Below are 13152 nucleotides of genomic sequence, written 5' to 3'. Positions count from 1 at the left end.
ATCGCATATTCGGCTCATTATATGAGCCGTATATCCCCCATATTCGGCTCACCACGTGTTGAGGCTTTCGCTTGAATCACTCCGTCGAATGGATCTGGCAGCACCCCCACTGGCCCGCTTTCACGTGGAAAGTCGAATCCTTGGCGCCTTTGTTGCGTACCTGCACGCAGGCGCAGGGGCAGTTGCTGGGCATGATCCGAGCTTCAGGGGAGGAGGCCAGTGCGCAGACCGAGCTCGACGCTTTGCTGCAAAACATCATCATGTCGTCGGCGATCGAAGGCGAGCAGTTGAACGTAGGTTCTGTGCGGTCCTCGCTTGCCAAACGTCTCGGGCTGGTCAGCGATGAGCGGGTGAGCGCGCGCAGCGAAGGATTGGCAGAGCTGATGTTGGATGCCACACAGCGGCACGACCTGCCACTAGACTCTTCTCGACTGATGCACTGGCACCGTTTGCTGTTTCCCGAGACCGATTCGCTGCTGGCCCATCACGTCCGGGTTGGAGTGCTCAGGGGGGAGGAACCGATGCAGGTGGTGTCCGGTCGCATCGACCGGCCTGTGGTGCATTTCGAGGCACCGAGCCGCGATGGACTTGAGAAACAGCTGGAGGGTTTTTTCTATTGGTTCAACACCAGCCGATCAGACCCGACCCTCGATCCTCTGCTGCGTGCAGGCATCGCGCATTTCTGGTTCGTCACATTGCATCCCTTCGACGATGGCAACGGTCGTCTGACACGTGCGATCACCGATCTGGCGCTGGCCCAGGGTGAACATCAGGCGATCCGTTTCTATGCTATGTCCGCAAGCATCCTCAACACCCGTCAGGATTATTACCAGATTCTGGAAGCCACCCAGCGTGGCGGCGTCAATCTTACTTCCTGGCTGGTCTGGTTTCTGGGGACCCTGCTCGATACGCTGAAACAGGCGATGCAACGTATCGACCGCGTGCTGGCGAAGGCGCGTTTCTGGCAAAAGCACCGGGATGCTGGCCTTTCCCCTGAACAAACCAAAGTCCTCAACCGTTTGCTGAACGGTGACGTGTTGTCCGAAAAAGCCGGTAGGGGATTCGTCGAGGGCATCAGCGCAGCGCAATATCAAGCCGTCGCGAAGGTCAGCAAGGCCACCGCAACTCGCCATCTTTCAGACCTGTTGGAAAAAGGCTGCCTGATGAAACTTCCAGGTGGTGGGCGAAATACCCGTTATCAAATCAACGGGTGACGCACCCATCATTACTCCAACCGTAACGATCCACGTCTCTGCTTGATTGATGCCCCCAACCCACTCGCCCTAATGTGACCCACGACAGCGAACTCGTGGAGTCAGCATGACGACTACAACAAAACTTGACCCGCGCTGGTCGCGTCGTCGCAGCGAAAAGCAGCGGCGGCTCGAACAAGTGCGTTCCCTCGCCGATGGCGTGGTTCTGCCCACCGACAAGATCGTCGCGGCACTGGAGGCGTTGATTGCGCCCGGTGATCGCGTGGTGCTTGAAGGCAACAACCAGAAACAGGCGGATTTCCTTTCACGTTCTTTGGTGAAAGCCGATCCCGGCAAGCTGCATGACCTGCACATGATCATGCCCAGCGTCGGCCGCGCCGAGCACTTGGACCTCTTCGAACGTGGGATCGCCCGCAAGCTCGATTTCTCTTTTGCCGGTACGCAAAGTCTGCGTATCAGCCAGTTGCTGGAAGACGGGCTGCTGGAAATCGGCGCGATTCACACGTACATCGAGCTGTATTCCCGCCTGTTGGTGGACCTGATTCCCAACGTCGTGCTGTCTGCCGGGTTCATGGCCGACCGCGCGGGCAACATCTACACCGGCGCCAGCACTGAAGACACCCCGGCCCTGATCGAGCCTGCCGCGTTCAGCGATGGCATCGTCATCGTGCAGGTGAATCAACTGGTAGACGACGTCAGCGACCTGCCTCGCGTGGACATTCCGGCTTCGTGGGTCGACTTCGTGGTGGTGGCCGACAAGCCTTTCTACATCGAACCGCTGTTCACCCGTGACCCGCGCCATATCAAGCCTGTTCACGTGCTGATGGCGATGATGGCGATTCGCGGCATCTACGAGAAACACAACGTTCAGTCGCTGAACCACGGCATCGGTTTCAACACGGCTGCCATTGAGCTGATCCTGCCGACCTACGGCGAGTCGCTGGGGCTGAAAGGCAAAATCTGCCGCAACTGGACCCTCAATCCCCATCCGACCCTGATCCCGGCCATTGAAAGCGGCTGGGTCGAAAGTGTGCATTGCTTCGGCACCGAACTGGGCATGGAGAATTACATCGCGGCCCGCCCGGACGTGTTCTTCACCGGTCGCGACGGCTCGATGCGTTCCAACCGGATGATGTGCCAGCTCGCAGGCCAGTACGCCGTGGACTTGTTCATCGGTGCCACGCTGCAAGTGGACGGTGACGGGCATTCCTCGACCGTTACCCGTGGTCGGCTTGCGGGTTTCGGGGGGGCGCCCAACATGGGCCACGACCCACGCGGTCGTCGCCACAGCACTCCGGCCTGGCTCGACATGCGTCAGCAAAACCCGGACACCGACGCCTACCTCGAACGCGGCAAAAAGCTCGTGGTGCAGATGGTCGAGACCTTCCAGGAAGGCGGTAAGCCGACCTTCGTCGAAACGCTGGACGCCATCGACGTCGCCAAGAAAAGCGGCATGCCGCTGGCCCCAATCATGGTCTACGGCGACGACGTGACCCACCTGCTGACCGAAGAGGGCATCGCCTATCTCTACAAGGCGCGCAGCCTCGAAGAGCGTCAGGCAATGATCGCAGCGGTCGCGGGCGTCACCTCGATTGGCCTGCGCCACAACCCCAAAGACACCGCCCGCATGCGCCGCGAAGGTTTGATCGCGCTGCCCGAAGACCTGGGGATTCGTCGCACCGACGCCAGCCGCGAATTGTTGGCCGCCAAGAGCATCGCCGAGCTGGTGGAGTGGTCCGGTGGTTTGTACAACCCGCCTGCGAAATTCAGGAGCTGGTGATGCGTGCACTCAACGTTGCATTCAACGAAGCACCGCGTTCGCTGCCACTGGCCGAGCGCCTGGCAGATCTGGCGGTGGACGCGCTGATCGACGAAGCCGATCTGTCGCCCAAACCGGCGCTGGTGGACCGTCGCAGCAGCGGCGCGCACACGGACCTGCATTTGGGCCTGATGCACGCGTCGGCGTTGTCGCTATGGCCTGCTTTTAAGGAAATGGCAGAAGCGGCCATTGAGATCGGCGAGATTGGCCAGCCTTTGCGTGAAGCGATTGGCCGCATCGGACGTGAAGGCGAAGTCGCGATGATGCGCACCACCGGGGGCGTAAACACCCACCGTGGCGCGATCTGGGCGCTTGGTCTGCTGGTCACGGCCGCTGCACTTGATGCGTCTGATCTGTCGCCTGCGGGGTTGGGGCTGCGCGCCGGGTGTCTGGCCTTGCTCGGAGACCGTAATCAGCCCGTCAGCAACAGCCACGGCGCGCAAGTCGCTCGTAAGTTTGGCGCGATGGGCGCGCGTGAACAGGCGCAGATGGGCTTTCCGGCAGTCACGCAAACTGGCTTGCCGCAACTCAAAAAAAGTCGTGCGACGGGCAACGGCGAGCAGAACGCACGGCTCGACGCCCTGCTGGCGATCATGACCACGCTGTCCGACACCTGCGTGCTGTACCGCGCAGGCGAGCAAGGTTTGCAGGCCATGCAGCACGGCGCGCAAATGGTGCTGGACGCGGGGGGCAGCGCGACACTCAGCGGTCGACGTGCCTTGCATGAGCTGGATCAGCAGCTGCTGAGCCTGAACGCATCCCCTGGCGGCGCGGCCGATTTGCTCGCTGCCTGCCTGTTCATCGATTGCCTGGAGCCTGCGCTCGGCAATGAAACGAGGAATGTCTGAGATGGAAACCTTGTCCTTTGAATTCCCCGCCGGTCAGCCGCCACTTGGCCGTGCGTTGGTGGGTTGTGTCGGGTCTGGCGATCTGGAAGTGCTGCTGGAACCCGGTGTGCCCGGCAAATTGACGATTCAGGTGCTGACTTCCGTTAACGGCAGCTCGGCGCGCTGGCAAAACCTGTTCGAGCGCATGTTCGACGGCCAGACCCCGCCTGCGCTGAGCATCGACATCCACGATTTCGGCGCGACCCCGGGCGTGGTGCGTCTGCGTCTGGAGCAAGGCTTCGAGGAGATCGGTCATGACTGACAGCACTCGCTTGTTGAAACAGCACAGCTTCGTCGAACTCGGCGCCCGGCAGCGTGCCCGCGCCTTGCTCGACGAAGGAAGTTTTCGCGAATTGATCGACCCGTTTGCCCGCGTCACCTCGCCCTGGCTGGCGAAGCAGGGCGTGGTGCCTCAAGCCGATGACGGCGTGATCGTCGCCAAGGGTTCGATAGGCGGCCAGCCGGTGGTGATCTGCGCCATCGAAGGCGCCTTTCAGGGCGGAAGCATGGGCGAGGTCGGCGGCGCAAAAATGGCCGGCGCGCTGGAATTGGCGGCAGAAGACAATCGTAAAGGCGTCCCCACCGCAGCGGTGTTGCTGCTGGAAACCGGCGGCGTGCGTTTGCAGGAGGCCAATCTGGGTTTAGCCGCGATTGCCGAGATTCACGCAGCCATTGTCGATCTGCGTCGTTATCAGCCGGTGATCGGTGTGGTGGCGGGCAGCGTCGGTTGCTTCGGCGGCATGTCCATCGCAGCGGGGCTGTGCAGTTATTTGGTGGTGACTCAGGAAGCGCGCCTCGGATTGAACGGCCCGCAGGTGATCGAACAGGAAGCGGGCATCGAAGAGTACGACTCCCGCGACCGGCCTTTCATCTGGAGCCTCACCGGTGGCGAGCAGCGCTTTGCCAGCGGTTTGGTAGACGCCTACGTCCCTGACGATATCGCGGCTATTTCGCAGCAGGTGGAAACGTTGCTGCAAAAAGGCAAACCCGAACAGGAGCGCAGCAGCCAATACGGCGTGTTCCTGCAACGTCTGTCGGCGCTGGACACCACGTCGCAGATTGAGCCCGCCGCTGTGCGTGCGCTGTATCAAGGAGAACAGCCATGAGTGCATCAAGCCGTGGTTTGAACTGGTTCAACGCGCTGAGCGCGGGCGCTGCCGAGGTCGTCGGCCTGCCTACGTCCGTGAAAGCCGCCGACGGCCAATTGGGCGGTCAGCCTGCACGGTTTCTGGCCGTAGTCGCAGACGCGGACAACCGTTTTCCTCGTGCGCAAAACGGTGAAGTCGGACTGCTGGAAGGCTGGGGCCTGGCGAAGGCTGTGGATGCCGCCATCGAACTGGATCGCCAAAACCCACAAAAGCGGGCGTTGATCGCGATCATCGATGTACCGAGCCAAGCCTATGGTCGTCGCGAAGAAGCCCTGGGCATTCATCAGGCGCTGGCCGGAGCCGTTGATGCGTACGCTCGCGCTCGTCTGGCCGGGCATCCGGTGATTGGCTTGCTGGTGGGCAAGGCGATGTCCGGCGCGTTCCTCGCTCACGGCTACCAGGCTAATCGCCTGATTGCCCTGCGCGATCCCGGCGTGATGGTGCACGCGATGGGCAAGGCATCGGCGGCGCGGGTGACATTGCGCAGCGTCGAAGAACTGGAAAAACTCGCCGCGAGCATTCCGCCGATGGCCTATGACATCGACAGTTACGCGGGATTGGGCCTGCTCTGGGAAACCCTGTCGGTGAGCCAGATTGAACAGCCTTCCGCTGGCGATATCACCGCCGTGCAGGAATGCCTGATCGCCGCAGTGAAAGACGTTCGAGGCAGCGGCAACGACCTGAGTTCGCGACTGGGTGCGCCGAACCGGGCGGCTTCTTCCAAGGTGCGTGAACTGCTGCGGGCGCAGTGGTAATGAACGCTCATCTGCCCGTGCAACCGCACGATCTGTTGTGGGGTATGCCTGTGGCTGCCTTGCCTGCCGGCGCTCCGGCGTGGGTGGTCGAGGTGGTGAGCATGGGGCATCCGCTCGTGGTGCGTCGGGCGCAGGTCGATGAAGGTCTTGTGGCAGTGGGTGTGCGTGGGCGTTCTCGGGATCAGCGTTTTGCCACGGTGATGAAGCTGTCCGATCTCGCGCGGCAGGTTAAGCCTGAGCAGTTGGTGGAGGCTGTGGAAAAGGTCGAATCCGACTGGCCCGCCTTGCGTGCGCTGAAACAGATTCGGCCTTTCCTCGACGCCGTGGCGTTGCCATGGGGTGTCGCAGGCAGTGCGGGTTTTGAGCTGGCCACGGGCATCAACGTGCTGCATATGGACAGCGACCTCGACCTGATTCTGCGTACGGATCAACGCTTCAGTCGCGAACAGGCCGCTGAATGGGTGACCGCGCTGGACAGCGCGATATGCCGAATCGACCTGCAACTGCAAACCCCCTTCGGTGCCGTTGCCTTGCGTGAGTGGGCCGGGTCGGCGCGTCAGGTTTTGCTCAAGGCCGACGATGGCGCGCGATTGGTCAGCAATCCATGGCAGCCTCAGGAGCGCGCAGCATGAGCAGCTTGTGGGCATTTCCCGGTCAGGGGGCGCAGCAGGCGGGCATGCTGCACGCGCTGCCGAGCGAACCTCTGATCGGCGAATGCCTGCGTGAAGCCAGCGATGCGTTGAATGAGGACGTGCTCGATCTGGACTCCGCCCAAGCGCTGCAGTCGACCCGCGCTGTTCAGTTGTGTCTGTTGATTGCAGGGGTCGCTTGCTCGCGGTTGTTGATGGCTCAAGACATCAAACCCGATTACGTCGCCGGCCTTTCGATTGGTGCGTATCCGGCGGCGGTGATTGCCGGGGCGCTGAGCTTTGCCGATGCCGTGCGCTTGGTGGCGCTGCGTGGCGAACTGATGCAAAACGCGTATCTACAGGGCTACGGCATGACCGCGTTGATCGGCCTGGATCAAGGCGCGGTCGAGTCCTTGGTGCAGCAAATACACGGCGAAAGCACGCCGGTGTACCTGGCCAATATCAACGCCGACAACCAGTTCGTCATCGCGGGCAGTGATCAAGCGATGGCCAGCGTTGCGGCCTTGGCAAAAGGGCAGGGCGCCGCTGCGGCCAAACGGCTGGCCGTCAGCGTGCCGTCCCATTGCGAGCTGCTGAGTGAACCTGCACAAGTCCTGTCCGACGCATTCGCAGCGGTCTCGATTCAGGCCCCGACCGTGAAATACCTCAGCGGCAGCAACGCCCGCCCGTTGTTCACGGCCGACAAATTACGCGACGACCTGGCGTTCAACATGTGTCGGGTCATCGACTGGCGCAGCACCGTGCAAACCGCCTACGAGCGTGGCGTGCGCCTGCACATTGAAATGCCGCCCGGCACCGTGCTGACGGGCCTGGCGCGAAAAACGTTTGAACAAGGGTCGGTTGTCGCTTTTCAGGGCGCCCGGCTGGACACATTGAGCGCCCTGTCGCGAGAGGAGGACCTTCGCCACCCATAGACCGGCTGCTTTCGAAGAACACAAAAACAACAACTTCGACGATGCACAGTGAGGATAAGAACAATGGTGATTTATGGCGTTGCGTTACTGGCTATCTGCACCCTCGCGGGGGTGATTCTCGGTGACTTGCTCGGCGTGCTGCTGGGCGTCAAATCCAACGTGGGCGGTGTCGGGATCGCGATGATCCTGTTGATCTGCGCCCGTCTCTACATGCAAAAACGCGGTGGCATGAGCGAAGGCTGTGAAATGGGCGTCGGCTTCTGGGGCGCGATGTACATTCCGGTGGTCGTGGCCATGGCTGCCCAGCAAAACGTAGTCACAGCCTTGAAAGGCGGCCCGATTGCAGTGATCGCTGCGATTGGTTCGGTGATCATCTGTGGCTGCACGATTGCGCTCATCAGCCGCACCAACAAGGGCGAACCCTTGCCCAAAGAAGACGACCCTGTTATTCCGGCGCCGGTAATCGTGCCGACCGTAACGCCAGCGGGAGGCCGTTGATATGTGGGATCTCATTCAGAAAGACCTGATCAGTCAGGGCCTCGTCACTGCTTTCGCAGTGGTTGGCGTGGTGATGTGGATTTCCGTGGTGCTGTCCAAGCGCCTGACGTTCGGGCGTATTCACGGCTCGGCCATTGCCATCGTGATTGGCCTGGTGCTGGCGTGGGTCGGCGGAGTGATGACCGGCGGGCAAAAGGGCCTGGCGGATTTGGCGCTGTTTTCCGGGATCGGCCTGATGGGCGGCGCGATGCTGCGCGATTTCGCTATCGTCGCCACGGCGTTTGAAGTGCAGGCCACCGAGGCGAAAAAGGCCGGTTTGATCGGCGCGTTTTCGTTGTTCCTCGGCACCGTTTTGCCATTCATCGTCGGTTGCTGCGTGGCTTATGCGTTCGGTTATCGCGATGCAGTGAGCATCACCACCATTGGCGCGGGCGCCGTAACGTACATCGTCGGGCCAGTGACCGGTGCGGCACTGGGCGCAAGCTCTGACGTGATGGCGCTGTCGATTGCCACCGGGTTGATCAAGGCGATTCTGGTGATGGTCGGCACCCCGATGGCGGCGCGCTGGATGGGCCTGGATAACCCGCGCTCGGCGATGGTGTTTGGTGGGTTGGCCGGTACGGTGAGCGGCGTGACGGCGGGTCTGGCGGCGACGGATCGTCGGTTGGTGCCGTACGGCGCGCTGACGGCGACGTTCCATACCGGGCTGGGCTGCTTGCTCGGGCCTTCGTTGCTGTATTTCATCGTGCGCGGGATTTTGGGTTAAGCGCCCTGTTGTTGATTCTGGCCGGAGGCCGTGGGAGTCCAGCTTGCTGACGATTGAGTGCGAAGCGCTCACAAAACCAGAAACCTCGGTAAGGGCAGAAAGAGCGAATCGGCAGGGTTTGCTGCCGGTTCGCGGCAGATCGTCGGCAAGGTGGAGCGCCACCCCGGCGGCTCCTACGCCCTCCGGGCAGAATCAAAAGCGTACAAGCACGCCAGGCAGAGGCCCGCAGTGATCGTCAGATTTGCTCCAACCGATTCGAATACATCCGGCATTCCGCCAGCAACGCCAGCAGATTCGGGTCGCGCTCACGGGCTTTGAGGAACACCAAGCCAATGTGCTGCTGCATGCGGTAACGCGCTTGCAGCGGTATCAGGCGCACGCGGTTTTCATAGACGGCTGCAATTCGCCCCGGCAGCAATGCGTACCCGACTCCTGAACTGACCATGCTCAGCAGCGTGAAGATGTCGTTCACCTGCATCGCCACCTTCGGCTCAAAACCCGCCTGTTCGAACACTCGCGTGCCGTCGCGGTGAGTGGCGAAGCCTTGGGTCAGGGTGATGAACGTCATTTCCCGCAGGTCAGCGAGGTCCACTTCCGCCTGTTGCGCAAACGGCGAATCAGCAGGGGTGGCGAGGAAAATGTCGTCGGAGAACAGCGGCAGCTGTTCGCAATCCGGGTCGCTGACGCTTTCGTTCAGCGAGACGAGGATCGCGTCCACTTCCATGTTCTTCAACTTGTAGAACAGGTCGATGTTCGATCCCAGAATCAGGTCGATATTCAGCTCGCTGCGGCGGAGCTTCAGGCCCATGATCAGCTGCGGCACAGTCTTCACCGTTAACGAATACAGCGCGCCCAGCTTAAACCGCGCCGCCGAAAACCCTGCCGCCGCGCGCGTCTGTTCAACCGTGCTCAACACGTCCTGCACCAGCTTCTGTGCCCTTTCTTCCAGCACGTAGGCGCTTTCCAGCGGCGTCAGGTTGCGCCCCTCGTGTTTGAACAGCGGGCAGCGCAAGGCGTTTTCCAGCGAGTGAATCGCCCGGTGAACGCTGACGGTGCTGGTCTGCAATTCCGCGGCGGCGCGGGCCAGATTGCCGGTGCGCATGAACGCCAGAAAAATCTCCAGCTTCTTGAGGGTCAGTTCTTCGTCGATCTGCATCGTGGCGCTTCCAGACCTTTCTTGTTGTTCGAGCCGCTGATTGTGCCCAACTGACACCCGACTGGCTGCATTAAATTCTCATTAACACTGACACATGCATTGCGCTTTTGGGTCATAAGCTGGAGCCTTGTCGAGTGTCGTACAACTGAGAGAGGTTTTTTGCGGATGTACTACGGAGAGAAATTCAACGCCTGGACCCACCTTGTGGGTGCGGTGCTGGCGTCCATCGGTGCGGTCTGGTTGTTGGTGATCGCAAGCCTTGCCGGTGATGTGTGGAAGATCGTCAGCGTGGCGGTGTATGGCGTGGCGCTGGTGGTGCTGTACAGCGCCTCGACCGTGTACCACAGTGTTCGGGGGCGGGCGAAGGTGATCATGCAGAAGGTCGATCACTTTTCGATCTATTTTCTGATCGCAGGCAGTTACACGCCGTTCTGCCTAGTGACCCTGCGCGGGCCGTGGGGCTGGACGCTGTTCGGCATCGTTTGGGGGCTGGCGGTGATCGGCATCCTTCAGGAAATCAAGCCCCGCTCAGAGGCGCGGGTGATGTCCATCGTGATCTACGCGGTGATGGGCTGGATTGTGCTGGTGGCGGTGAAACCCCTGATGGCCGCGCTGGGAACGGCGGGGTTTACCTGGCTGGCGCTGGGCGGCGTGCTGTACACCGTGGGGATTATTTTCTTCGCCTACGACAAGCGCTTTCGGCATTGGCACGGCATCTGGCATTTGTTTGTGATTGCCGGGAGTTTGCTGCACTTTGTGGCGATCACTCGCTACGTGCTTTAAGCGTCCGTATCCGGTCTCGCGGGCGGTCGCAAATCTGTGGGAGCGAATTCATTCGCGAATCGATGTTCCAGACGGCCCATCTCTATCGGATGTACCTCTTTCGCGAATGAATTCGCTCCCACAGGGTGCGGTGTTACTGCCGATGTCGGGTTTGACACCCGGCCCTTAAAAATCCCCCCACAACTGCTGCGCCACGCTTAACGCGACGACAGGCGCGGTCTCGGTGCGCAGCACGCGCGGGCCGAGGCGGGCGGCGTGGAAACCGGCGTCTTGCGCCTGATCCACTTCCGCGTCGTTCAAACCGCCCTCCGGCCCGATCAGAAACGCCAGCGTGCCCGGCTTTTCATGACTCACCAGCGGTTCGGCCACCGGGTGCAGGACCAGCTTCAAGTCAGCCTCGGTGTGCTTGAGCCAGTCGCTCAGCGTAACCGGCGGGTTGACCACCGGCACCACGGAGCGCCCGCATTGCTCGCAGGCGCTGATCGCAATTTGTTGCCAGTGCGCCTGACGTTTCTCGGCCCGCTCATCCTTGAGGCGCACTTCACAGCGCTCGCTGACGATGGGGGTGATCTGCGTGACGCCCAATTCGGTGGCTTTCTGAATCGCCCAATCCATGCGCTCGCCGCGAGACAGGCCTTGGCCGAGGTGAATCTGCAAGGTCGATTCGGCGAGGCCCGCGAAGCTTTCGGTCACCTGAACGCGTACCCGCTTCTTGCCGACTTCCACCAATGTGGCACGAAACTCCTGGCCGGAACCGTCGAACAGTTGTACCGCATCGCCCTCGGCCATGCGCAACACTCGGCCGATGTAATGGGCCTGGGCTTCGGGGAGTTCGTGCTCACCCATGCTCAGGGTGGCGTCGATGAAAAAGCGGGAGAGTCTCATGGTTGTTTCTCTGTGAATTTTTCAGGTACTGCGCATTTTCCTGTGGGAGCGAATTCATTCGCGAATCGATGTTTCGACCGGTACGTCTCCATCGGATGTGCCCCCTTTCGCGAAGGAATTCGCTCCCACAGGTTGTTTCTGTATTCCCATCAACCCGGATCACGAAACTCAGGATGGAAGTTCTCACGTACCGCCACGCTGATGCTGCTGCGGGTCGCGATGTCGATGCCTTCGCTGGCCACTTCGGCGAGGAAGTCGATCTGCTCCGGCGTGATCACGTACGGCGGCAGGAAATACACCACGCTCCCCAGCGGTCGCAGCAGCGCGCCACGGGTCAGGGCATGTTCGAAGACTTTCAGACCGCGACGTTCCTGCCACGGATAGGCCGTTTTGGTGGCCTTGTCCTGCACCATCTCGATGGCGAGCGCCATCCCGGTCTGACGTACTTCGGCGACGTTCGGGTGATCCACCAAGTGCGCTGTCGCGGTCTTCATCCGCTGGGCCAGCGCCTTGTTGTTCTCGATGACGTTGTCCTGCTCGAAGATGTCCAACGTCGCCAGTGCCGCCGCGCAGGCCAGCGGGTTGCCGGTGTAGCTGTGCGAGTGCAGGAAGGCGCGCAGGGTCGGGTAGTCGTCATAAAAAGCAGCGTAGACGTCATCCGTGGTCAGGCACGCCGCCAGCGGCAGGTAACCGCCGGTCAGGGCTTTTGACAGGCACAGGAAATCCGGACGAATACCGGCTTGCTCACAGGCAAACATCGTCCCGGTGCGACCGAAGCCTACCGCGATCTCGTCATGAATCAGGTGCACGCCGTAGCGATCACACGCCTCACGCAGCAGCTTGAGGTAGATCGGGTCGTACATGCGCATGCCGCCCGCGCCCTGGATCAGCGGCTCGATGATCACTGCCGCGACCGTGTCATGGTTGTCCGCCAGCGTCTGTTCCATCACCGCGAACATCGTGCGGGTGTGTTCTTCCCAGCTCACGCCCTCAGGCCGGTAATAGCAGTCCGGGCTTGGCACCTTGATGGTGTCCAGCAGCAGCGCCTTGTAGGTTTCGGTGAACAGCGGTACATCGCCCACCGACATCGCCGCTACGGTTTCGCCGTGATAACTGTTGGTCAGGGTAACGTAGCGTTTCTTTTCCGGTTTGCCGCGATTGAGCCAGTAGTGAAAGCTCATTTTCAACGCGACTTCGATGCAGGACGAGCCGTTGTCCGCGTAGAAGCAGCGGGTCAGGCCCTCGGGCGTCATGGCGACGAGGCGCTCGGACAGCTCGATCACCGGCTGATGACTGAAACCGGCCAGAATCACGTGTTCAAGCTGATCGACCTGATCCTTGACGCGCTGATTGATGCGCGGGTTGGCGTGGCCGAACACATTGACCCACCACGAGCTGACGGCGTCGAGGTAACGTTTGCCTTCGAAGTCTTCCAGCCACACCCCTTCACCCCGTTTGATCGGGATCAGCGGCAGGTTTTCATGGTCTTTCATCTGGGTGCAGGGGTGCCACAACACCTTGAGGTCGCGCTGCATCCAGTCGTTATTAAGGCCCATCGGTCATCTCCAGCTGGCGGCTCGCACTCGGCGAGGCAAAACAATCGCGCAAGCCTATGCAATGCACGGCAACGGGACAACCTTTGATGCCTTCTTTTCTCGGATAGCTGACGCCAGAAAT

14 protein-coding genes are annotated in these 13152 nt (G+C 61.1%); 11 read left to right on the top strand and 3 right to left on the bottom strand.

Annotated elements, in window-relative coordinates; genetic code table 11:
- Nucleotides 1-71: 71 nt before the first annotated feature.
- From ACIQAL_RS25415 to madM, 10 genes are all read left to right on the top strand, one after another.
- Nucleotides 72-1214: a Fic family protein gene (locus ACIQAL_RS25415; RefSeq protein WP_401150325.1), complete on the top strand. Its 1143-nt coding sequence runs from the start codon at nt 72-74 to the stop codon at nt 1212-1214.
- A gap of 106 nt (nt 1215-1320) precedes the next feature.
- The gene (mdcA, locus tag ACIQAL_RS25410; protein ID WP_341961380.1) at nt 1321-2994 is read left to right on the top strand and encodes a malonate decarboxylase subunit alpha; all 1674 of its coding nucleotides are present in this window, start codon (nt 1321-1323) and stop codon (nt 2992-2994) included.
- Nucleotides 2994-3881, top strand: coding sequence for a triphosphoribosyl-dephospho-CoA synthase (locus tag ACIQAL_RS25405; RefSeq protein ID WP_401150323.1), 888 nt, complete (start codon nt 2994-2996; stop codon nt 3879-3881). The genes mdcA and ACIQAL_RS25405 overlap by 1 nt, the downstream gene beginning before the upstream one ends.
- Nucleotide 3882: 1 nt before the next feature.
- The gene (locus ACIQAL_RS25400) at nt 3883-4182 is read left to right on the top strand and encodes a malonate decarboxylase subunit delta (protein ID WP_401150407.1); all 300 of its coding nucleotides are present in this window, start codon (nt 3883-3885) and stop codon (nt 4180-4182) included.
- Entirely contained in the window at nt 4175-5026 is an 852-nt protein-coding gene (locus tag ACIQAL_RS25395) for a biotin-independent malonate decarboxylase subunit beta (protein WP_401150321.1), read from the top strand. Before ACIQAL_RS25400 ends, ACIQAL_RS25395 begins: the two co-directional genes overlap by 8 nt.
- A complete protein-coding gene (mdcE, locus tag ACIQAL_RS25390; RefSeq protein WP_401150320.1) occupies nt 5023-5823 on the top strand; it encodes a biotin-independent malonate decarboxylase subunit gamma in 801 nt (266 codons plus the stop codon). Before ACIQAL_RS25395 ends, mdcE begins: the two co-directional genes overlap by 4 nt.
- The gene (locus ACIQAL_RS25385; protein WP_401150318.1) at nt 5817-6455 is read left to right on the top strand and encodes a malonate decarboxylase holo-ACP synthase; all 639 of its coding nucleotides are present in this window, start codon (nt 5817-5819) and stop codon (nt 6453-6455) included. The genes mdcE and ACIQAL_RS25385 overlap by 7 nt, the downstream gene beginning before the upstream one ends.
- Complete coding sequence (gene mdcH / locus ACIQAL_RS25380; protein ID WP_401150316.1) at nt 6452-7387, top strand: malonate decarboxylase subunit epsilon; 936 nt, start codon at nt 6452-6454, stop codon at nt 7385-7387. The genes ACIQAL_RS25385 and mdcH overlap by 4 nt, the downstream gene beginning before the upstream one ends.
- A 63-nt stretch (nt 7388-7450) precedes the next feature.
- A complete protein-coding gene (gene madL / locus ACIQAL_RS25375; protein WP_401150314.1) occupies nt 7451-7885 on the top strand; it encodes a malonate transporter subunit MadL in 435 nt (144 codons plus the stop codon).
- Between the two features lies 1 nt (nt 7886).
- Nucleotides 7887-8651: a malonate transporter subunit MadM gene (madM, locus tag ACIQAL_RS25370; RefSeq protein ID WP_166595731.1), complete on the top strand. Its 765-nt coding sequence runs from the start codon at nt 7887-7889 to the stop codon at nt 8649-8651.
- A 235-nt stretch (nt 8652-8886) separates the two neighbouring features.
- Here madM and ACIQAL_RS25365 read toward each other — a convergent pair whose 3' ends face one another.
- The gene (locus ACIQAL_RS25365) at nt 8887-9807 is read right to left on the bottom strand and encodes a LysR substrate-binding domain-containing protein (RefSeq protein ID WP_401150312.1); all 921 of its coding nucleotides are present in this window, start codon (nt 9805-9807) and stop codon (nt 8887-8889) included.
- Nucleotides 9808-9972: 165 nt separating this feature from the next.
- Here ACIQAL_RS25365 and ACIQAL_RS25360 point away from each other — a divergent pair, with 165 nt between their 5' ends.
- Nucleotides 9973-10590, top strand: coding sequence for a hemolysin III family protein (locus tag ACIQAL_RS25360; RefSeq protein WP_401150311.1), 618 nt, complete (start codon nt 9973-9975; stop codon nt 10588-10590).
- Nucleotides 10591-10755: 165 nt separating this feature from the next.
- On the opposite strand, the gene ACIQAL_RS25355 is transcribed toward ACIQAL_RS25360, so the two are convergent.
- Together ACIQAL_RS25355 and ACIQAL_RS25350 are read right to left on the bottom strand one after the other, a co-directional pair.
- Nucleotides 10756-11475 (bottom strand): 16S rRNA (uracil(1498)-N(3))-methyltransferase, encoded by a 720-nt coding sequence (locus tag ACIQAL_RS25355; protein WP_401150310.1) that lies wholly within the window; start codon nt 11473-11475, stop codon nt 10756-10758.
- Between the two features lie 149 nt (nt 11476-11624).
- Nucleotides 11625-13031 carry an adenosylmethionine--8-amino-7-oxononanoate transaminase gene (locus ACIQAL_RS25350; RefSeq protein WP_401150309.1) on the bottom strand — a complete coding sequence of 469 codons (1407 nt, stop codon included), beginning with the start codon at nt 13029-13031 and terminating at the stop codon, nt 11625-11627.
- Nucleotides 13032-13152 lie beyond the last annotated feature (121 nt).

The organism is Pseudomonas sp. NPDC088368, from assembly GCF_044753445.1.
Classification (GTDB): domain Bacteria; phylum Pseudomonadota; class Gammaproteobacteria; order Pseudomonadales; family Pseudomonadaceae; genus Aquipseudomonas; species Aquipseudomonas bambusae.
Note: the sequence above shows the minus strand (reverse complement) of the source record. Positions and strands in the feature narration are given on the sequence as shown.